The 20,174-nt window shown below is 64.7% G+C and carries 15 protein-coding genes; 7 read left to right on the top strand and 8 right to left on the bottom strand.

The window, feature by feature from the left end; genetic code table 11:
- The first annotated feature begins 114 nt into the window (after nucleotides 1-114).
- The gene (locus ACPPVR_RS10590; RefSeq protein ID WP_426614171.1) at nucleotides 115-369 is read left to right on the top strand and encodes an acyl carrier protein; all 255 of its coding nucleotides are present in this window, start codon (nucleotides 115-117) and stop codon (nucleotides 367-369) included.
- Between the two features lie 26 nt (nucleotides 370-395).
- Nucleotides 396-2,096, top strand: a complete 1,701-nt coding sequence (locus ACPPVR_RS10585) for a fatty acyl-AMP ligase (protein ID WP_426614170.1) — start codon at nucleotides 396-398, stop codon at nucleotides 2,094-2,096.
- Between the two features lie 12 nt (nucleotides 2,097-2,108).
- Here the strand turns inward: ACPPVR_RS10585 and ACPPVR_RS10580 are convergent, their stop codons facing one another.
- Genes ACPPVR_RS10580 through ACPPVR_RS10570 form a run of 3 tightly spaced genes read right to left on the bottom strand, consistent with a single transcriptional unit; the run spans nucleotide 2,109 to nucleotide 5,483 of the window.
- Nucleotides 2,109-3,119 (bottom strand): hypothetical protein, encoded by a 1,011-nt coding sequence (locus tag ACPPVR_RS10580; RefSeq protein WP_426614169.1) that lies wholly within the window; start codon nucleotides 3,117-3,119, stop codon nucleotides 2,109-2,111.
- Nucleotides 3,094-4,476: an MBOAT family O-acyltransferase gene (locus ACPPVR_RS10575; protein ID WP_426614168.1), complete on the bottom strand. Its 1,383-nt coding sequence runs from the start codon at nucleotides 4,474-4,476 to the stop codon at nucleotides 3,094-3,096. The genes ACPPVR_RS10580 and ACPPVR_RS10575 overlap by 26 nt, the downstream gene beginning before the upstream one ends.
- 47 nt (nucleotides 4,477-4,523) lie before the next feature.
- Nucleotides 4,524-5,483 carry an acyl-CoA desaturase gene (locus ACPPVR_RS10570; RefSeq protein WP_426614167.1) on the bottom strand — a complete coding sequence of 320 codons (960 nt, stop codon included), beginning with the start codon at nucleotides 5,481-5,483 and terminating at the stop codon, nucleotides 4,524-4,526.
- A 157-nt stretch (nucleotides 5,484-5,640) separates the two neighbouring features.
- Between ACPPVR_RS10570 and ACPPVR_RS10565 the strand changes: the two genes are divergently transcribed.
- Complete coding sequence (locus tag ACPPVR_RS10565; RefSeq protein ID WP_426614166.1) at nucleotides 5,641-6,624, top strand: glycerophosphodiester phosphodiesterase; 984 nt, start codon at nucleotides 5,641-5,643, stop codon at nucleotides 6,622-6,624.
- 52 nt (nucleotides 6,625-6,676) lie between these two features.
- Here ACPPVR_RS10565 and ACPPVR_RS10560 read toward each other — a convergent pair whose 3' ends face one another.
- A complete protein-coding gene (locus tag ACPPVR_RS10560) occupies nucleotides 6,677-8,959 on the bottom strand; it encodes a spermidine synthase (RefSeq protein WP_426614165.1) in 2,283 nt (760 codons plus the stop codon).
- 176 nt (nucleotides 8,960-9,135) lie between these two features.
- Here ACPPVR_RS10560 and ACPPVR_RS10555 point away from each other — a divergent pair, with 176 nt between their 5' ends.
- The gene (locus tag ACPPVR_RS10555) at nucleotides 9,136-10,746 is read left to right on the top strand and encodes a phytoene desaturase family protein (protein ID WP_426616065.1); all 1,611 of its coding nucleotides are present in this window, start codon (nucleotides 9,136-9,138) and stop codon (nucleotides 10,744-10,746) included.
- Between the two features lie 295 nt (nucleotides 10,747-11,041).
- Here the strand turns inward: ACPPVR_RS10555 and ACPPVR_RS10550 are convergent, their stop codons facing one another.
- Complete coding sequence (locus ACPPVR_RS10550; protein ID WP_426616064.1) at nucleotides 11,042-11,197, bottom strand: Flp family type IVb pilin; 156 nt, start codon at nucleotides 11,195-11,197, stop codon at nucleotides 11,042-11,044.
- 163 nt (nucleotides 11,198-11,360) lie between these two features.
- Here ACPPVR_RS10550 and ACPPVR_RS10545 point away from each other — a divergent pair, with 163 nt between their 5' ends.
- Entirely contained in the window at nucleotides 11,361-12,248 is an 888-nt protein-coding gene (locus ACPPVR_RS10545) for a 50S ribosomal protein L11 methyltransferase (protein ID WP_426614164.1), read from the top strand.
- Between the two features lie 114 nt (nucleotides 12,249-12,362).
- Here the strand turns inward: ACPPVR_RS10545 and ACPPVR_RS10540 are convergent, their stop codons facing one another.
- Entirely contained in the window at nucleotides 12,363-12,536 is a 174-nt protein-coding gene (locus tag ACPPVR_RS10540) for a hypothetical protein (RefSeq protein WP_426614163.1), read from the bottom strand.
- 185 nt (nucleotides 12,537-12,721) lie between these two features.
- Between ACPPVR_RS10540 and ACPPVR_RS10535 the strand changes: the two genes are divergently transcribed.
- Nucleotides 12,722-14,551: an aminopeptidase P family protein gene (locus ACPPVR_RS10535; RefSeq protein WP_426614162.1), complete on the top strand. Its 1,830-nt coding sequence runs from the start codon at nucleotides 12,722-12,724 to the stop codon at nucleotides 14,549-14,551.
- 321 nt (nucleotides 14,552-14,872) lie between these two features.
- Nucleotides 14,873-16,150, top strand: a complete 1,278-nt coding sequence (locus tag ACPPVR_RS10530; protein WP_426614161.1) for a multidrug effflux MFS transporter — start codon at nucleotides 14,873-14,875, stop codon at nucleotides 16,148-16,150.
- A 110-nt stretch (nucleotides 16,151-16,260) separates the two neighbouring features.
- On the opposite strand, the gene ligA is transcribed toward ACPPVR_RS10530, so the two are convergent.
- Nucleotides 16,261-18,408, bottom strand: a complete 2,148-nt coding sequence (ligA, locus tag ACPPVR_RS10525; protein WP_426614160.1) for an NAD-dependent DNA ligase LigA — start codon at nucleotides 18,406-18,408, stop codon at nucleotides 16,261-16,263.
- Between the two features lie 84 nt (nucleotides 18,409-18,492).
- Nucleotides 18,493-20,166, bottom strand: a complete 1,674-nt coding sequence (gene recN, locus ACPPVR_RS10520) for a DNA repair protein RecN (RefSeq protein WP_426614159.1) — start codon at nucleotides 20,164-20,166, stop codon at nucleotides 18,493-18,495.
- Between the last annotated feature and the right edge of the window lie 8 nt (nucleotides 20,167-20,174).

Here is a 20,174-nt window from a genome sequence, read left to right as displayed (position 1 = left end):
AGCAAACGACGCAGGAATGCAACAGTCCCCAACCTTCAACGCTGCGGCGTTTCGGCCAAATTGACAACCTAGGGGCCGCCCGTATTGTCTTTCCGAATGTTTCTGGGAAATGACATGACACGCGAGCAGATTTCGGATTTTTGCGTGACCGCGCTAGCCAATATCCTGCGGATTTCGAAGGACCGGATCGACACCGGCACGAAATTCAACCGTCTCGGCCTCGATTCGGCGATGCTCGTCTACCTCATGATGGAGCTCGAGGAGAAACTCGACCTCGAACTGTCGACGGACGACTTCTACGACCACCCCACCGTCGAGGCGCTGTCGCGATTTCTCGCCGACAAGCGCGCGCTTCGCTCCGCCGCCTGAGAGCGGCTGAAGTCGGCGCAACCCTCATGAACAATTTCCGCTCGCTCGTGGCACTGCTGGCCCGGCGTGCGGTGGACCAGGGTGACGACCGCGCCTACATCTTCGTCTCCGATCGCGCTACGGAGGAAGCGGTCCTCAGCTTTCGGCAGTTGCATGACGCAGCAACCGCGCTCGCGTCGCGCCTGACCGCGGCCGCGCGGCCCGGCGATCGCGCGATCCTGGTGTTTCCGCCCGGCATCGAATTCATGGTGGCGTTCTTCGGCTGCCTGATGGCGGGTGTGATCGCCGTGCCAATGATGATGCCGCGGCGAAACGGCGCGCGCGATGCAAGCGCCGCGATCCTCGCCAATTGTACGCCCGCGCTCGCGTTGACAACGTCCGCCTTCGCTTTGCGCGGCGACCTGCAAACCCGCTTCGGGCAGGAGAACATCCGCTGGATCGAAGTCGATCTTGCCGCGGACTCAAGCGCGACGGTCGATCTGCCCGAGCCTGCGCCGGACGGCATCGCCTTCCTGCAATACACCTCCGGCTCCACATCCACGCCCAAGGGCGTGATGGTGAGCCATGCGAATCTGCTCGCCAATCTCGAGATGATCCGGCTCGCACTCGGCAACACCAGGCAATCGACCTATGTCAACTGGGTGCCGCTCTATCACGACATGGGGCTGATCCTGAACGCGCTGCAGGCGCTCTATGTCGGCGCGACTTGCGTGCTGATGGCGCCTAACGCGTTCATGCAGCGGCCGCTCGGCTGGCTGCGCGCGATCTCGCATTACCGCGCGGAGGTGGCGTGCAGCCCGAATTTCGGCTTCGACCTATGCGTCAGCCGCTATCGCGCCGACCAGATGGAGGGCGTCGACCTGTCTTCACTCAAAATCGCGCTCAATGGCGCCGAACCGGTGCGCGCGGAGACTATCGCAGGGTTCACCGGGACATTTGCACGACACGGATTTGATGCGCGCGCGATGTATCCGGCCTATGGCATGGCGGAGGCGACGCTGCTGATTTCCGGCGGGATGCGCGGCGGTCGCCATGCCACACGCAGTGTGAGCCGCGCGGCGCTCCAGGCGCATGCGGCGGAGGCGCCGGCCGATCCCGACGATGCGCAGATCGTGGTCGGCTGCGGGCGCGCGCTTGCCGGCGAGCGGATCGCGATCGTCGAGCCGGAACGCCGGGCGCGACTTGCCGCCGACCGCGTCGGCGAGATCTGGGTCAGCGGCGCGAATGTCGCACGCGCCTATTGGCGTAACGACGAGGCGACGCGCGAGGGGCTGAACGCCGAGATCGCCGGCGAGGACGGCCCGTGGCTTCGCACAGGCGATCTTGGCTTCCTCGATGCGGACGGTGAATTGTTCGTCACTGGCCGGATCAAGGACCTCATCATCATCCGCGGCATCAACCATTATCCGCAGGACATCGAACGCACGGTGCAGTCGCTCGACGACAACTTGCGCGAAAACGGCGGCGCGGCGTTCACGGTCCCGGACGAGAGCGGAGAGGAAACGCTCGTGATCATCCAGGAGGTCGAGCGCACCGCCCGTCACACCATCGACACTGCCGAGATCAAGGAACAGATCCGTGAGGCCATCGCGGACCAACACGAACTCTCCGCGCGCCACATCGCGCTGATCCGCCCCGGCGCGCTGCCGAAGACCACCAGCGGCAAGATCCAGCGCAAGCAGGCGCGCAGGCTCTGGCTTGACGGGGGCTTTGAGGAGATCGTCTGATCCGGCGACGGCTCAGAAATCGACCCGCGCCTTCTCCCCGTCGCGCAGGCTCGCGATAAGACCCTGCTCGATCGCTCGCGCGAGTTTCGGGCGGTAGTGGATGAAATCGGCAAAATTGCCGCGATCGCGGGTCAGCTCATTGTCGACGCGATAGTTGATGAAATTGCTGCGCGACCGTCCCGTCACGACCCTCTTCAACGCGGCATCGCAAGCCCCGCGCTCCAGCGCCGTGTCCGTCCCCGGGTTCGGCACTGTGGCCGCAAGGGTTGGAGGTACGATGATGACGATGGGGATTTCGGCCGGGAGCTTCCTGACGATGTCGTCCAGCGCGGCGATCTCGGGAAACGTTGCCCGCATCTCTGCGGACGTAGCCGGCGCGGGATCCCTGGGCCATCCGATCTCTTCGAATTGGCCGGGCGGCCAGATGTCTTCATAGCTGACAAAGCCCTCCGGGTTCATCCGCTGCCGCCAGCCAAGCCCGATGCTGAGCCGCTGGAAAGCCTGCTCGATCGCCTGCCAGGAGATCAGCCGCACCGCATAGGTGACGACGCTCTTGTCGTAGAGCCAATAGGGGAACGGAGCGCCCTCCTCCTTCGGCTGCGCATGCACGCACCAGCCGGGATCCGCCGCGATCACCAGCGCGCCGACCTGCTTGTGATGGCGCAGGAAGAAGTCGAGCACCGCAAGCTGCTCGCGCGGACTTGAACCGGTCATGTAGAGCTGCACGAAGCGCAGGCCCGTTGCGCGCGACAGTGTGGCCGGGTCGATCATTTGCGCGGTCGAGTTTCCGAGGATGGCGGCGTTGAAGTCGGGATCTCGTGCCCGGCTCGCGGCCGTGACCTGCGTGAGGCGGTTGTCGACACCGTTGATATCAAGCAGGCCGAGCTTGCCGCTGTCATAGGGGTCGACCAGCACCATCAGCGCGAGCACCAGCAGGCCAGCACCGATCATCGTGCCGAGGCACGCGAGCAGGCTCAGGCCCCAGCCGGGGTCAATCTCAGAACTTGAAGTAGACGAACTCATGAAGATCCCGACCACCCATGTGGAGCAGCAATGCGAACAGGCCAAGGCCAAGCAAACCCGCCAGCCACGGATTCGGGCGGCGCGTGAGCACAGCCACGATGTCCTGGCTCGCCGGCAGCAGGAAAGCAACCAGCGGCGCTGCGATCAGCGGCCACAGATGCTGTCCGCGCGCGAGCGGCAGCGGTGAAGTCAGTCCGGAAAAGACGTGCCATGCCGCCTCGACCGATCCTGCGCGAAAAATCACACCGGTCGCGAGCACGAACAACACGGTGAGCGCCCAGCCAAGCCATGACGGGACGTGCGGGCCGTAGCGCCGCCACAACGAACAAACGACCTGCGCAAGACCGTGCAGCGCACCCCACAGCACAAAAGTCCAGCTCGCGCCGTGCCACAGGCCGCACAGCGCCATGGTGATCAGCATTGCGCCGAAGAACTGGACCGGCAGCCATCGCCGCGGCAGGAACCGCAGATTGACCAGCGGATAGAACACGTAGTCGCGCAGGAATAGCATCAGCGTAATGTGCCAGCGCTGCCAGAACTCCTGGATATTGGTCGAGCGCAGCGGCGCATTGAAATTGTAGGGAAGCTGCACGCCGAACAACAGACCAAGGCCGATCGCAATGTCGGAATAGCCGGAGAAGTCGAACAGTATCTGGAAGGAGAAACAGAAGGCGAGCCAGGCATCGCCGCTTGCGAGCTGCCCGCCGGCCGCCTGCGCATAGATCGGATCGAGCAGGTGCGCGATGCTGTCGGCGATCACGACCTTCTCGAACAGGCCTAGCGCGATGAAGCATGTCACGATGCAGAACTGGCGCTGCCAGCCCGGCACGTAAACCTGCCTGCCAAACTGATGCATCACCTCCGACCAGCGCGCCAGCGGCCCCGCGATCGCTTGCGGGAAGAAAGCGATGTAGAGCGCGTAGCGGTCGAGCGTATAGAGCGGCGCCTTGCCCCGCCTGAGATCGACCAGATACATGATGTGGTGGAAGGTGAAGAAGGAGATGCCGAGCGGCAGCCCGATATCGAGCGACGGAAACGTCGTGCCAAGCACGAGGCCGAGATTGGCCAGCATAAAGTTCGCGTATTTGAACAGCGCCAGGACGCCAATATCGAGCACGATCACGAGCGTCAGCACCGCCTTCCACTTCACCCGGCCATAGGCGACCGAGGCGAGCCAGTTGATCGCGATCGAGGCGACCAGGAACAGGATGAACGACGGACTGCCCCAGGCATAAAAGGCAAGCGACAGCGCCACCTGCACGACGATCCGCAAGTGTGGATAGGGATCGGCCAGGCGGTAGATCAGCAGCGCCGCCGGCAGGAAGACCAGAAGGAATGGGTAGTCGTTGAACAGCATCCGATCGAAGCCGCACCATCGCCGGCACTGTCGCCGGTCGATGGTACTCAGCCCGTTTCCAGGTCGGGCGTCGCATCGCCCGGCTGCCGCAACATGCGTCGCGCGATCTTCTCCTCACTCGGCACCTTGACGTCCCAGGCGAGCCCGAGCGCCTCCAGTGCGCGGATGAAGATGAAGCCGGGATCGAACTCGAACCAGCGCAAGCCAAAGGCGGCGGAATACGGGAAAGCGTGATGGTTGTTGTGCCAACCCTCGCCCCAGGCGAGCCAGGCCATCACGCCGAGATTCCTGCTGTTGTCGTCGCGCGTGACGAACGGCTGCGCGCCAAAACTGTGCATGATCGAGTTGATGGCGGACATGGTCTGCTCGACCACGAACATGCGCACCACGCCGCCCCAGAGCAAACCAGTCAACACACCCCACAGGCTCATCGTGGCAAGGCCGCCGATCGCGGCCGGCAGCAGCAGCCCGAGCCCAACCCAGCTGGTGTAGTAGCTGTTCACCGCGACCAGCGTGCGGTTCGCCATCAAATCCGGAACGTAATACGCGACGTTGGGATAATCGTGCTCGATCATCCAGGTCAAATGCGCGTGCAGGAAGCCGCGCAGGCGGCCGAGCAGGCCATCGCCATGCAGGCGCGGCGAATGCAGATCGCCGTCGTGATCGGACAGTTCATGGTGACGCCGGTGCATCGCCGCCCAGGACAGCATCGGACCGCGCCCGGCCATCGAGCCCATGATGATCAGGATCGCGCTCATCGCCGTGGAGGTCGCGAAGGCGCGATGGGTGAAGAGGCGGTGATAGCCGACGGTCAGACCGAGGCCCGTGATCAGCCAGAAGCCGAAGAACAGGCCGAGCTCGGTTACGCCGATCGGGCGATAGAACAACATTCCAAGCGCAACCAGCGTACCGGCAAAAGGCAGCACGTCGAAAAGGATAAAATGCCGCCGCTGCATCTTGTGAAAATGCCGGCTGCGGATGATGCGGTGATCGCGTTTCTGGTGCACGGGCGGGATTCCAAGGCCACTATGAGTACATAACCGCCGGGCGAGCGCAACCCAAGCCGCTGCCGAAGGTCTCAACAGGCGCAAAAGCCTGTAGAATGGGCCACACGCGCCAAACTGCGTTCAAATACTCCCCTTTTCACTTGCCCTTCGAGCCGCCATGCCCTCACGTGCTGCGACAATTTTGACCGTGCTCTCGGTTCTGATGGCGGGACGGGCTATGGGATTCGATCTCGAGGCGCATCGCGGCGGGCGGGCACTGCTGCCGGAAAACACCCTCCCGGCCTTTGCCAATGCGCTCTCGATGGGCGTGGATACGCTGGAGCTCGATGTCGGCGTGACTGCCGACGGCGAGGTCATCGTTTCGCATGAGCGCGGGCTCAATCCCGATCTCGCAAAGGATGCGAACGGCGCCTATGTCGCGCCGCCCGGCACGCCGTTCGCAAAGCTAGCGTTCGCCGACGTCAGGAGCTACGACGTCGGCCAGATCCGGCCGGACAGCGCCTATGCAAAACAATTCCCCGACCAGCGTGCCGTGCCGGGGACGCGCATTCCCACGCTGAAGGAGCTGTTCGCGCTGGTGCGCAAGTCCGGCAACAGCCGCGTGCGGTTCAATATCGAGACCAAGATCGATCCGGACCACCCCGACGAATCGCTCGATCCGCAGGCCTTCGTCGCAAAGCTGCTCGGGGTGATCGAGGCCGAAAAGTTTTCCGACCGCGTCATGATCCAGTCCTTCGACTGGAGGACGCTGCTTCTTGTCCAGCAGCAGGCACCGAAAATTCCGACCGTGTATCTGACGATCCAGCGCGGCTCGGCGCCGACGATCGTCCTCGGCAATGCGACCGGCTGGACGGCGGGTTTCAATCCCGCCGATCACGGCGGCTCGCTGCCGCGGACGATCAAGGCTGCAGGTGGTGCGGTGTGGTCGCCCTATTTCGGCGATGTGACCATGGTGCTCGTTGCCGAAGCCCACCGGCTCGGATTGCGCGTCGTGGTCTGGACCGTCAACAAGCCCGAAGACATGGCGCGCATGATCGAGACCGGCGTCGACGGCATTATCTCGGACAAGCCGGATCTGTTGCGGCAGGTCGCGGGCGAGAAGGGAATTGCACTGCCGGCCGGGACGCCGGTGGTGCCGTAAGCTTTCATTTTGTAGTCCGGATGGAGCGCAACGAAATCCTGGCTACGGAGAGTTACTGCTCCCCGTACCGCAAACGCCGGTACAGCGCACCGAGGATGTTGGAATAGTCGTCGGTCCAGACCCGCACCTTCTCGTCGGCGTCGGTCTCCTCCCACTGCTTGGAGGAAGCGAGCTTGCCGACATCGGCCGCCTCGCGCGCGGAGATGACGACGTCGGTGGAGAAGATGTAGTCGCCGTCGCGGCCCGAATCCTCGTCGTAGACCCAGCTCTTGAGATCATTGGCATCGGCAATGCCGACCACGACGGGCTCGAGATCGAGATGGCGGTTGGAGACGTGCATCACCACGGCGCCATGCGGGGTGAGCTTGTCCTTGTAGATCTTCATGGCTTCTTCGGTCGCCAGGTGAATCGGAATCGCATCCGACGAATAGGCGTCGACGATGATGAGGTCGTAGGCGCCGTCCGGCTCCTTCGCGAAGGTGAGGCGGGCGTCGCCGATCACCGGCTTCAGGTCCGGCAGGCAGCTAGAGATATATCGGAAATTTTTGGGATCGCGCGCGGCGTCGACCATGGACTGGTCGATCTCGAAGAATTTCCAGTCCTCGCCGGGCTCGGCGGCGCAGGCGAGCGTGCCCGATCCGACGCCGATCGCAGCGACCTTCAGCGGCGCGCCTTTGCGCTCGCGGATCGCCGTGATGGCCTGACCGATGCCGCCATCCTTGTGGTAGTAGGTGATCGGCTCGGGCCGGCCAGTCACCGGCGTGCCGTCATTGTTGAGGAAGCGCTCGGCGCCGTGAATGGTGGTGCCGTGCATCAGCACGTGAAAATAACCACCGGGTGTCACTACGATCTTGTGCACGCCGAAGAAGCTGCGCACGGTGGTGACACGGCCCTCGTCCGCCGGATAGATCCGGATCAATGCGAGCGCGAGCGCGACGGTTGCAAAGATCTTCCAGCGATCGGCGTTGACCGCGAGCGCCAGAAGTGCCGCGAGCACGCCGACGGCGCCGGCGAGCCAGACTCGATGATCCTCGAGCCAGGTCGTAAGATCGCCCGTCATGTATGACGGCACGACCAGCGCCACCGCGAGCGCGGCGAGCACCAGCCAGTACCATTTGACGATGCCGGCAAAACGTTCGTTCACTGAAGGCCGGCACAGCGCGGCGAGCGCGACCAGGATCGGATATTCGGCGATCCAGGAGAAGGTGAACGGCGCGACGAGGCCAGCGAACAGACCGCCGACCATGCCGCCGAACGACAACGCGACATAGAAGCCGGTGAGATATTTTGAGGGCGGCCGGGTTCGCGCGAGTTCGCCATGGCAGGCCATCGCGATGACGAAGAAGCAGAGTTGATGACCGCCGAGCGTGAGCAGCAGATTCTGTTCGCCGCCGAAGGCGAGCAGAAAAATGACGCCCGCAATCGCGACCGGCTGGAGCATCAGCATCCATTTGTGCGGCAGCAGCGGCCGCGACTGGAACACCACCACCCACGTCAGGAGGTAAAGCGACAGCGGCAGCACCCACAGCAGCGGCGCTGCGGCGACGTCGGTCGAGATGTGCGCGGTCACGGCGATGAGCAGGCCCGACGGCACCGCGGCGAGGAAGATCCAGCGCAGCCGTGTCACCACGCCCGGCGCTGGCGCATTCGCCTCCTCGGTTTGCGCGTCGACCACAGCCAGCTTCGGCGAACGCAACAACAGCACGCCGCAGGCCGCGATCAGCAGGATCAAAAAGCCATAGCCGCCGGTCCAGAGCCGGTTCTGCGTGTGCAGCGTGAAGATCGGCTCCAGCAGGAACGGATAGGACAGCAACGCGAGGAAGCTGCCGATGTTGGAGGAGGCATAAAGGAAATAGGGATCGCGCCCGTCGGGATGGCCGGTACGGACGAACCAGGCTTGCAGCAGCGGATTGTTGGCGGCGAGCGCGAAGAACGGCAGCCCGATCGACATCACGAACAGGCCGAGCAGCCAGAAGGCGTAGCCGGAGGCCGGCGGCTCGCCCCAAGCGGTGGCGATGCCGAGCGGCAGCGTGACGAAGGCGACGACCAGCAATGCGAGATGCACCACCACGGGAACGACACGGCTCTTGATCTGCATCAGCATATGCGCATAGGCGTAGCCGGCCAGCAGCAGCGACTGGAAGAACACCATCGCCACCGACCACACCGCCGGCGAGCCGCCGAGCCGCGGCAGCACCATTTTGGTGAACAGCGGCTGCACCGAGAACAGCAGCAGCGCGCTGACGAAGATCGCAGCCGTATAGACCGTCAGCAGCAGCCGGTTGCGCGACGAGGACGGCTGCTCCGTAGCGGCGGGTTGCACGATCGAATCCATGGGAGCTCCGGCTTACCCCCGGCGGCGCCGGGCGCGCGCAATGGAGCACACGGCGCCTGAACGGGCAATAAATGGTCTCGTGATGTTGCCGCGAGAAATGCCTGATATAGAGATGTCATTCCGGGTCCGGTTCTTCGGATTATCCCGGAATGACCATGGAACGTTCAGAAACCTTCATGACTGAAACCGACGTCGTCATCATCGGTGCTGGCCATAATGGCCTCACCTGCGCGGCCTATCTCGCGGCCGCAGGCTTGCGCGTGCATATCGTCGAGCGCCGCAAGGTGGTCGGCGGGGCAGCGGTCACGGAGGAGTTTCATCCGGGATTCAAGAATTCGGTCGCGGCCTACACTGTGAGCCTGCTCAATCCGCAGGTGAGCCGCGACTTGGGACTCGCCGAGCAGGGCCTGCGAATCGTCGAGCGGCGCGCGCAGAATTTCTTGCCCGCGCCCGACGGCAGCTATCTCCTCACCGGCGAGGGCCGGACGAAGGAGTCAGTCGCGCGGCTGAGCACGCATGATGCAGACGCGCTCGACGGGTTTTCGCACGAGCTTGAGGACATTGCGGATGTGCTGCGGCAGTTCGTGCTGCGCGCGCCGCCGAACTTGCTCGCCGGTTTTGGCACGAACGCAATCCGCGAAGCCGTGAACGCGCTGACGACGGCCAACATCCTGCGCGCCCTGACACTGGAGCAAAGCCGCAGCCTGCTCGATCTCTTCACCCGTTCGGCCGGCGAGATGCTGGACGAGCGTTTCGAGCATGATCTCGTCAAGGCGCTGTTCGGCTTCGACGCCATCGTCGGCAATTACGCCAGCCCCTACGCGGCCGGCTCGGCCTATGTGATGCTGCATCACGCCTTCGGCGAGGTGAACGGCAAGAAGGGCGTCTGGGGCCATGCCATCGGCGGCATGGGCGCGATCACGCAGGCGATGGCGCGCGCCGCGCAGGGCCGCGGCGTCACGATCGAGACGGACGCCGGCGTGCGCGAGGTCATCGTCGAGCGCGACCGCGCCGTCGGCGTGGTGCTGGAGAACGGTAGGGCCATTCGTGCGAAATATGTCGCGGCCAACGTCAATCCAAAGCTGCTCTACACGCGGCTGATTGCGGCCGACGCCCTGCCCGCGGACTTCCTCGCCCGCATCCGCCACTGGAAGAACGGCTCCGGCACCTTCCGCATGAACGTGGCGCTGGACCGCCTGCCCTCCTTCACGGCGCTGCCGGGCGACGGCGATCATCTCTCCTCCGGCATCATCCTGGCGCCGAGCCTCGGCTATATGGACCGCGCGTATCTCGATGCGCGCGCGCAGGGCTGGAGCCATAAGCCGATCGTCGAGATGCTGATCCCCTCGACGCTCGACGACACGCTGGCTCCCGCGGGACAGCACGTCGCGAGCCTGTTCTGCCAGCACGTCGCGCCCGAGCTGCCCGACGGAAAATCCTGGGACGACCGTCGCGAGGAGGTCGCCGATCTCATGATCGCGACGGTGGACCAATACGCGCCGGGCTTTGCGGCCAGCGTGCTCTGCCGCCAGATCCTGTCCCCGCTCGATCTCGAACGGCAGTTCGGCCTCTTGGGTGGCGACATCTTTCACGGCGCGCTGACCTTGAACCAGCTGTTCTCGGCACGGCCAATGCTGGGCCATGCGGATTATCGCGGCCCGCTCAAGGGCCTCTACCACTGCGGCTCAGGCGCCCACCCCGGCGGCGGCGTCACCGGCGCCCCCGGCCACAACGCGGCGCAGGCGATTTTGCGGGATCACCGCGGGCTGTTCACAAGCCGTGGATAGGTCTGTGGATGGACTGTGGACGGGCCTGTGAGCGAGCTGTGATGAAGCGGTGGAAACCTGGCGGGGTCTCACGGTAGGAGCCCGGAACAGGCTGTGGAAAAAGCCGGGATGAATGGTGCATAAGGCTGTGGATGGCACGTGGAGAATGCGCGAATAGCCTGTGGACGTCAGTGGACGACGTCCTTTGAACACTTGGCGTAATGCCCCCCAAAACGAATTCGCCCGCCGGAGTGCAATTCCCCCAGCGGGCGCGCGTCAAAGAAAGTAACCCCCGCCGGGAAATGGGAGGCAGAAATTACTTCAAGGAACTGCTAACCGAACCGAACTTGTCGTTCAGGGTGGTACCCAGGCTGTTCACCACGGTGATGATCGCCAGCGCGATACCCGCAGCGATCAGGCCGTATTCGATCGCGGTTGCACCGGACTCATTGGACCAGAACTTTTGAACCATACGCTTCACGTCTCGCCTCCATTTCCGTTCCAGGATGTGTTGGTTGGTTCCAACATCCGGGAAACTACTGGTTACAACCTGAGGTCGGGTTAACGTGGGAACTGCAAGTTTATGCGGAAAATTGGAACAAAAGTTCCAAAAATTGAACCCATCGGAACCCTAGATGCAGCTTTCCCCGACCCATTGCGCCAGCTTTTCGATCGGCAACGAGGCCGCCGCCAGGCGCGTCGTCGACGTGCTCAATGAGGTCTTTTTCGAGGGCGACGCCGCCGTCGCCGCGTTCGAGCGGCCGGACGGAGAATGGTATGTCACGCTGCATTTTGCCGAGGCGCCGGATCAGGAATTGCTACGCGAACTCGTTGCAACCTCAGCAGGAATTGACATCGCCGCCAGGCTTGCCTTCGACACGATCGAGGCCAAGGACTGGGTCAAGGCGAGCCTGGAAGACCTCGTCCCGGTGCCGGCAGGGCGCTTCGTCGTCCATGGCAGCCACGACCGGGATCGCGTGGCGCCGAACAAGCTCGCCATCGAGATCGAGGCGGCGCTCGCCTTCGGCACTGGCCACCACGGAACCACGCGTGGCTGTTTACTGCTGCTTGACCATGTCTTGAAACACGCGCGGCCGAAGCGCGTGCTTGATCTCGGCACCGGTACCGGCGTGTTGGGCATCGCGGCGGCGAAGGCGCTGCATCGCGCGGTGCTGGCCTCCGACATCGACCCGCCCTCGGTGCGGGTAGCGACCGAGAACGCAGCGCTGAACGAAGTTGGTAACCAAGTGCGGGTGATCCGCGCCACCGGCTTCGCCGCGCCGGATTTTGGCAGATGCGGCCCGTTCGACCTGGTTCTGGCCAACATCCTCGCCAATCCGTTGCGCCAATTGGCAGGCCCGATGACGCGGCATCTGGCGCCAGGCGCCCGCGCCATCCTCTCCGGCCTGTTGACGCACCAGGCGCCCGCCGTGATCGCTGCCTACCGCGCCCGCGGCCTCGTGCCGTTGCGGCACCTGCGGATCGAGGGGTGGAGCAGTCTGCTGCTGCGGAAGATGGGGTGAACTTCGTGAGGTGGGCAAAGCGAAGCGTGCCCACCATATTCATTGCGATCGAGGGAGACATGGTGGCACGGCGCTTTGCGCCTTTGCCCACCCTACGGCATCGTCGATGTGGCGCTATTTCGCCAGCTTCTCGTCACCGCGAGGCGATGCGCGCAAAGCACGCCTTGCGCGCCGCTCGGCGAAACGGTTGATCATCTGGCTGATCAGGCCACGTGGCTTCTGCGGGGGCGTTGCTGCGGGGGCGCGGCGCACCGGCGGCGAAATCTTCTCAAACGTAAACGCTGGCATCGTGTGTCCCCTCGCCGTTGAGATGAACCACTTGCTCGAATTTCCCTGTTATCCGGACGAAGCGCAACAGCCGCATCCATTACTCCACTCAATTCGAATGGAACCTTTTCAAGCACAGTCCATGCCAGATACGACCTCAAATGCGTCCACATTGCGGACCGGTCCCCATGATCCTAAACTGAGCCATGTTCGAAGCACACTTCCAGACATTCGAAGAGCCCGAGGCCGGCGTCGCATTGACGGCGCGGCTGGCCGCGCTCCGTGAAGAACTCGCCCGCCGCAAGCTGACCGGTTTCGTCGTTCCGCGCGCCGATCAGCAGCAGAATGAATATGTTGCGCCCTCGGAAGAGCGGCTCGCCTGGCTGACGGGCTTTACCGGATCGGCGGGACTTGCCGTCGTGCTGGCCCGGGAAGCCGCAATCTTCGTCGACGGCCGCTACACGCTCCAGGCGCCTAAGCAGGTCGAGACGAAAGCCTGGGCCGTGGAATCGCTGATCGATCCGCCACCGGAGAGCTGGGTGTCGGCGCATCTGAAAGCCGGCGACCGCCTCGGATTTGATCCGTGGCTGCACACTTTTGCGGCAGCCGAGCGCCTCTCCGCCGCCTGCACCAAGGCCGGCGCCGAGCTGGTGGCGGTTGACAGCAACCCGGTCGACGCGATCTGGCAGGACCGGCCGCAGCCGCCGCTGGGGCCGGTCGCGGTCCACGGGCTGCAACATGCCGGCACCGCCGAAGGCGAGAAGCTTGCGCAGATCAAGAGCGAGATCGACAAGCTCGGCGCCGATGCGCTGGTGCTGTCGGACAGCCACGCCGTGGCCTGGACCTTCAACATCCGCGGCGCCGACGTCGCGCATACACCGCTGCCGCTGTCCTATGCGCTGGTGCTGAAGGACGGCCGGCCGACGATCTTCATCGACCACCGCAAGCTCTCAAATCTCTCGCGCGACCATCTCGAGCAGTCCGCCGACGTGCGCGAGCCGGATGCGCTGGCGCCGACGCTGATGGCGCTCGCCAAGAGCGGTGCCGCGATCGCGCTCGACAATGCCACCGCGGCCGACGCGCTCAGCCGATTGATTTCGGGAGCCGGCGGCAAGCCGCTGCGCGGCAGCGATCCGATTGCGCTGCTCAAGGCGGTCAAGAACGCGACCGAGATCAAGGGCACGCAGACGGCGCACCGCCGCGACGCGATCGCGCTGGCGCGCTTCCTCGCCTTCATCGACCGCGAGGCACCAAGCGGCAAGCTCACCGAGATCGACGCGGTGGAGGCGCTGGAGACGTTCCGCCGCGACACCGGCGCGCTGAAGGACGTGTCGTTCCCGACCATCTCAGGCACCGGTCCGAACGGCGCCATCGTGCATTACCGCGTCACCCGCAAGAGCAACCGGCGGATCACGCGCGGCGACCTCTTGCTGATCGATTCCGGCGCGCAATACGAAGACGGCACGACCGACGTCACCCGCACCATGGCGGTGGGCGAGCCGACGGACGAGATGCGCGACCGCTTCACCCGCGTGCTGCGCGGCCATATCGCGATCGCGCGCGCGGTGTTCCCCGACGGCGCCACCGGCGCGCAGCTCGACACGCTGGCGCGGCAATATCTCTGGGCCGCCGGCGTCGATTTCGAGCACGGCACCGGCCACGGCGTCGGCAGCTACCTCTCGGTGCATGAAGGGCCGGCGCGGATCTCGAAACTCGGCACCACGCCGCTGAAGCGCGGCATGATCCTTTCCAACGAGCCCGGCTACTACAAGACCGACAGCTTCGGCATCCGCATCGAGAACCTCGAGCTGGTGGTCGCCGCCGACATCAAGGGCGCCGAGAAATCGATGAACGCGTTCGAGACGCTGACCTTGGCGCCGATCGACCGGCAGCTGATCGACGTCGCAATGCTGAACAAGGACGAGCTCGACTGGCTCAATACCTACCACGCCCGCGTCCGCGCCGAGGTGCGGCCGGCGCTGGACGAGGCAACGAAGGCCTGGCTCGATCAGGCGACGGCGGAGCTGAAGGCCTAGCTCGTCATTCGGGAATGCGACGCATAGCACTACGCGAATTTGCGCAAGGCTCTTTCCCCACGATAGCTGTCATTCCCCGCGAAGGCGGGGAATCCAGTACGCCGCGGCTTCTCCGTAGGCGACTCCTGCCTCTGGAATACGTGATCACCCGCTTTCTCGGGTGATCGCGGCCAGTCTGCGGTACGAATGCCGCGCCCAATCGGTCGCCACCGCGGCGTTATTATAACCGTCCCGGAATCCGTATAGCCGCATTCCGAAACGCCGATATCCGTCTTGTGCGCGCACGCTACAGTCCGATTCGAATTCGAAAGACGGATACGCATGCACGGCATGATCAGCAAACCGCCGGGAACGGCGACGGCAAACCTCGCGACTTCGCGCCTGGTGCTGCTGCTGCTGGTCGTCATGACCGGGATCGCGCCGATCTCGCTCTACATCCTGGTTCCGGCGCTGCCGGTGCTGGCGACGACATTCGGGCGCGACATCTCGGTCGCGCAGATGACGGTGTCGCTCTACATGGTCGGCATCGCACTGTCGCAGCTCATCATGGGGCCGTTGTCGGACAAGTTCGGCCGGCGGCCGGTGCTGCTCTCCGGACTTGCGCTGATGATCGCGGCGAGCGTCGCCTGCATCTTCGCTGAAACCCTGCCGCAGTTAATCGCAGCGCGCTTCTTCCAGGCGCTCGGCGGTGCCTCCGGCATGGTTGTCAGCCGCGCCATCATCCGTGACATCTACGAGCGCGACCGCGTCGCCTCCATGATCAGCCTTGTGGTTGCCGCCCTGATGATCGGCCAGATGGTCTCGCCGCTCACGGGCGGCCTGATCGAGACCGCGTTCGGCTGGCGCGCGATCTTCTACGCCGTCACGATCGCCGCGATCGCGGTCGCAATCGGCATCGCCATTGCGTTACCGGAAACGCGCCGGAGCCGCGCCGCCGGCGGCGGCTTTCGCGGCGACGTCGGCACACTGATCAAGAGCCGCGCCTTCATCGGCTATGTGATGTGCCAGGTGCTCGCCTCGCAAATCATCTTCACCTTCGCCGGCGGCGGTCCCTACATCGTGGTGACCCAGATGGGTCGGACCAGTGCCGAATACGGCGCGTGGTTCGCCACGACCGGCTTTGCGTATCTGGTCGGCAATCTGCTCTGCGTGCGCTTCGCGCCACGGCACTCGCTGGAGAAACTGATCTGGTTCGGGCTCGGCCTGCAACTCTGCGGCAGCCTGCTGAACCTGATCTGGAGCTTTACGGGCTGGAACGAGGCACCCGCCTGGCTGTTCGGCACGCAGATGATCGTGATGGTCGGCAACGCCTTTGTGATGGCGAATTCCGCCGCCGGCGCGATCAGCATCCGCCCCGAGGCCGCCGGCACGGCGTCGGGCGCAATGGGCTTCCTCCAGCAGGGCATCGGCGCGCTGATGTCGCAATTCGGCGCCTATCTCGGCGGCCACTCCGCGACGACGCTGCCGCTGACCTCGGCGGTCCTCGCGATCTCGCTGCTTTGCGCCTGCACGATGATCTTCATCGTCCCCCGCCGCGAGGTGGTCGTGAGCGAGACGCTGATCGAGCAGGCGGAGGAGGAAGAGACGGGGATGATGTGAGGGGTGCCTCACTCCCTCCCCGTCATTGCGAGCGCAGCGAAGCAATCCAGACTGTCACCGCGGAAAGATGCTGGATTGCTTCGCTGCGCTCGCAACGACGAAAGCAGTCCTCACTCCCCGATCAACGCCAGCCACTCGTCCTCGGTCAGAACCTTGACGCCATGCTTGTTGGCCTCCGCGAGCTTCGAACCCGCGCCGGGGCCGGCGACCACGAGGTCGGTTTTCTTCGACACCGAGCCCGAGACTTTTGCGCCGAGCCGCTCCGCGGTTGCCTTCGCCTCGTCCCGCGTCATCTTCTCCAGCGAGCCCGTGAACACCACCGTTTTGCCAGCGACCGCCGAATTGCTCTTCGGCTTCTCGGCGTCGACGATCTCGACTTCCCTGGTCAGCCGTTCGACGATGCCGCGGTTGTGGCTCTCGCCGAAATAATCGGCGATGCTCTTGATCACGGTGTCGCCGATCTGGTCGAGCGCGTCCATCTCGGCGATCGCCTCCTCGTCGTCCTTGGTGACCTTCAGACAGGCGTCGTGGAAGGCGTCCCAGGAGCCGTAGCCGCGCGCGAGCGCCAGCGCCGTGGTCTCGCCAACATGGCGCATGCCGAGCGCATAGATGAAGCGCTCCAGCGCGATTTTGCGCCGGCTCTCGATGGCGCCGAACAGATTGCGCACCGACGTCTCGCCGTAGCCCTCGATCTCCTCGAGCTTGAGTTTTGAATTACGCTTTTCCAGCGTGAAGATGTCGGCGGGCTCCTTCACAAACCCCTCATCGAAGAAATACTGGAGTTGCTTCTCGCCGAGCCCGTCGATGTCGAAAGCGCGCCGCGACACGAACAGCTTCAGATGCTCGATCTTCTGATAGGGGCAGGCGAATTCGCCGGTGCAACGGGACCGCGACTCCTCCTCGCCCGCCGCCGTCTCCCCGCGCACGACGTCGGTGTGCAGCGGGCACGGGCACTTCTTCGGGAGGTGAAACTCCTTCGCGCCCTTTGGCCGCTTGTCGATGACGACGTCGACCACCTGCGGGATGACGTCGCCGGCGCGCTGGATCACCACGGTGTCGCCGATCCGGATGTCGCGGCCCTCGCGTAGCACCTCGCCCTTGTTGCCGATGCCCTTGATGTAATCCTCGTTGTGCAGCGTGACGTTCTGCACGATCACGCCGCCGACACCGACCGGCTCGAGCTTGCCGACCGGCGTGAACGAGCCGGTGCGGCCGACCTGGATCTCGATGTCGCGCAGCACGGTTATGGCGCGCTCGGCCGGAAACTTGTGCGCGATGCCCCAGCGCGGCGTGCGCGAGACGAAGCCGAGGCGTTCCTGCCAATCGAGGCGATCGACCTTGTAGACGACGCCGTCGATGTCGTAATCGAGCTCGGCCCGCTCTTCCTCGATCCTCTGGTGGAACGCGATCAGGTCCTCGACGGAGTGGCACAGTCTGGTCAGCGGATTGGTCTTGAACCCGCAACGCTCGAACCAGTGGATCATGCCGCTCTGGGTGCCCTCGGGCATCGCGCTCATCTCGCCCCAGGCATAGGCGAAGAAGCCGAGCGGGCGCGAGGCAGTGATGGTCGGATCCTTCTGCCGCAACGACCCCGCGGCCGAGTTGCGCGGATTGGCAAACGGCGCCTCACCCGCCTCGACCTGCTTGTTGTTGAGCGCCAGGAAAGCCTTCTTGGTCATATAGACTTCGCCGCGCACCTCGCAGATGTCGGGGACGTTGCGGCCCTTCAGCTTTTGCGGCACGTCCTCGAGGGTGCGGATGTTGGCGGTGACATCCTCGCCTTCGGCACCATCGCCGCGCGTCGCCGCGGTGACGAGCTCACCGCCCTCATAGCGTAGCGACATCGAGAGGCCGTCGATCTTCGGCTCGGCGGAGAAATCGATCGCGTCGTCCGCAAGCTTCAGGAAGCGCACGATACGGCCGACGAAGTCGCGCACGTCCTCCTCGGCAAAGGCGTTGTCGAGCGACAGCATCGGCACGGCATGCCGCACCTTTTTGAAGCGTCCGGACGGCGCCGCGCCGATCTTCTGCGACGGCGAGTCCGCGCTGACGAAGTCAGGAAAGCGCTTCTCGATCGCGTTGAGGCGCTGGCGTAGCGCGTCATATTCGGCGTCGGTAACGGTCGGCGCGTCGTCCTGATAGTAGCGCTTGTCGTGCCCTTCGAGTTCGAGCGTGAGCCGCATGTGCTCGACCTTGGCCTGCGCCATGGTGAGGTCGGCGACGTCGCGAAGCGGTTTGGATTTTGCTGCTCTTGCCATGGTGCTTGGATACGACGGAGCGGGTAGGACGGTAAAGGCGTGTGGAAATCTCGTGCCCCGGACGCTACGCCCGGGAGAAGCAACCTAAGCCGTCGCCGCCTTGAGCAGCCGGTCCGCGGCCGCCCTCGCCTCGGCCGTGATCTCGGCGCCGGCGAGCATGCGCGCGATCTCCTCGCGGCGGTGGTCGGCGGCGAGTGCGTTGACGCGGGTGGCGACGCGCTTGCCCTTGTCCAGCGCGTCCTTGGAAATGAGGAGATGCTGGTCGGCACGGGCGGCGACCTGCGGAGCGTGGGTTACGGCCATCACCTGCACCTTGCCGGCCAAGCGCGCGAGCCGCGCGCCGATGGCGTCTGCGACCGCGCCGCCCACGCCGGTATCGATCTCGTCGAACACCAGCGTCGGCGCCGAGCCGCGGTCGGACAGCACAACCTTGAGCGCCAGGAGGAAGCGCGACAGCTCGCCGCCGGAGGCGACCTTCATCAGAGGCCCCGGCTTGGTGCCGGGATTGGTCTGCACCCAGAATTCGACGCGATCGAACCCTTGCGGCCCCGGCGCGCTCTCGTCGGTCTCTACCTGGGTCATGAATTTTGCGCGTTCGAGCTTGAGCGGGGCGAGCTCGGCGTTGACGGCCTTGTTGAGTTTTTCAGCCGACTTCTGCCGCGCCATCGACAGTTTCTTGGCGGCAGCCGCATAGCGGGCATCGGCCTCGATCGCGGCCTGCTCCAGCTTCTTCAGCCGCGAGGCGCCGGCGTCGATCAGCACGACATCGGCGGCGTATTTCGCGGCGAGTGCGGCGAGGCCATCGACCGGGGTCGAATATTTGCGCGAGGCGGCGCGCAGCGCGAACAGCCGCTCCTCGATGCGTTCGAGCTCGGCCGGATCGAAATCGGTTGCTGCGAGCGCAGCCTGAAGATGCTGGTCGGCCTCCTCCAGCGCGTTGATCGCGATATCGATCGCCTTCACCGCGGGCTCGACCAGCGCAGGCGAATTGACGCCGCGGCGCTCCAGCCGGCGCACCGCCGCCGCGAGCGCCGCAACCGGCGAATTGTAACCGCCGACGACCTCCTGCGCCTCGCGCAGGTCGGAGGCGATCTTCTCGCCCTGCATCATGGTGGTGCGGCGGGAGGCGAGCGAGGTTTCCTCGCCGTCCTTGGGCGCAAGCTGCTTCAGCTCGTCGGAGGCATGGCGCAAATAATCGGCCTCGCGCGCGGCGCGCTCCATGCCGGCACGATGCTCTTCCAGCGCAGCGTTCGCGGTGCGGCGCGCATCCCAGAGCGATTCGACAGCCGCAACGTCTTTCTCCAGTCCGGAGAAGGCATCGAGCAGGCGGCGGTGGGTGGCGGCATCGACCAGCGCGCGCTCGTCGTGCTGGCCGTGGATTTCGACCAGCGCGGCGCCGACCGCCTTCAGCGTCTGCACGCTGATGGACTGGTCGTTGATGAAGGCGCGGGTTCGGCCGTCAGCGAGCTGAACCCGGCGGAGAATCATCTCGCCGGTGTCGTCCAGGCCGTTCTCGGCCAGGATCTTCGCCGCAGGGTGATTTTTGGGGATATCGAAGACGGCCGTGACCTGGCCCTGCTCCGCGCCATGGCGCACGAGGCCGGCGTCGCCGCGGCCGCCGAGCGCCAACGCAAAGGCATCGAGCAGGATGGATTTGCCCGCACCGGTCTCGCCGGTCAAAACCGCAAGTCCGGTGGCGAATTCGATATCGAGCCGTTCGATCAGGACGATGTCACGGATCGACAGACGCGCCAGCATGGAATCAA

The organism is Bradyrhizobium sp. McL0616, from assembly GCF_049993385.1.
In the GTDB taxonomy this organism is placed as follows: Bacteria; Pseudomonadota; Alphaproteobacteria; order Rhizobiales; family Xanthobacteraceae; genus Bradyrhizobium.
This window is presented reverse-complemented; position numbering and strand designations above follow the sequence as displayed.

Bases quoted from the DNA above. Each gene is read 5' to 3' on its own strand.
- ACPPVR_RS10590 (WP_426614171.1), top strand. From the start codon at position 115: ATGACACGCGAGCAGATTTCGGATTTTTGCGTGACCGCGCTAGCCAAT.
- ACPPVR_RS10585 (WP_426614170.1), top strand. From the start codon at position 396: ATGAACAATTTCCGCTCGCTCGTGGCACTGCTGGCCCGGCGTGCGGTG.
- ACPPVR_RS10580 (WP_426614169.1), bottom strand. From the start codon at position 3,119: ATGAGTTCGTCTACTTCAAGTTCTGAGATTGACCCCGGCTGGGGCCTG.
- ACPPVR_RS10575 (WP_426614168.1), bottom strand. From the start codon at position 4,476: ATGCTGTTCAACGACTACCCATTCCTTCTGGTCTTCCTGCCGGCGGCG.
- ACPPVR_RS10565 (WP_426614166.1), top strand. From the start codon at position 5,641: ATGCCCTCACGTGCTGCGACAATTTTGACCGTGCTCTCGGTTCTGATG.
- ACPPVR_RS10560 (WP_426614165.1), bottom strand. From the start codon at position 8,959: ATGGATTCGATCGTGCAACCCGCCGCTACGGAGCAGCCGTCCTCGTCG.
- ACPPVR_RS10555 (WP_426616065.1), top strand. From the start codon at position 9,136: ATGACTGAAACCGACGTCGTCATCATCGGTGCTGGCCATAATGGCCTC.
- ACPPVR_RS10550 (WP_426616064.1), bottom strand. From the start codon at position 11,197: ATGGTTCAAAAGTTCTGGTCCAATGAGTCCGGTGCAACCGCGATCGAA.
- ACPPVR_RS10545 (WP_426614164.1), top strand. From the start codon at position 11,361: ATGCAGCTTTCCCCGACCCATTGCGCCAGCTTTTCGATCGGCAACGAG.
- ACPPVR_RS10540 (WP_426614163.1), bottom strand. From the start codon at position 12,536: ATGCCAGCGTTTACGTTTGAGAAGATTTCGCCGCCGGTGCGCCGCGCC.
- ACPPVR_RS10535 (WP_426614162.1), top strand. From the start codon at position 12,722: ATGTTCGAAGCACACTTCCAGACATTCGAAGAGCCCGAGGCCGGCGTC.
- ACPPVR_RS10530 (WP_426614161.1), top strand. From the start codon at position 14,873: ATGCACGGCATGATCAGCAAACCGCCGGGAACGGCGACGGCAAACCTC.
- ligA (WP_426614160.1), bottom strand. From the start codon at position 18,408: ATGGCAAGAGCAGCAAAATCCAAACCGCTTCGCGACGTCGCCGACCTC.
- recN (WP_426614159.1), bottom strand. From the start codon at position 20,166: ATGCTGGCGCGTCTGTCGATCCGTGACATCGTCCTGATCGAACGGCTC.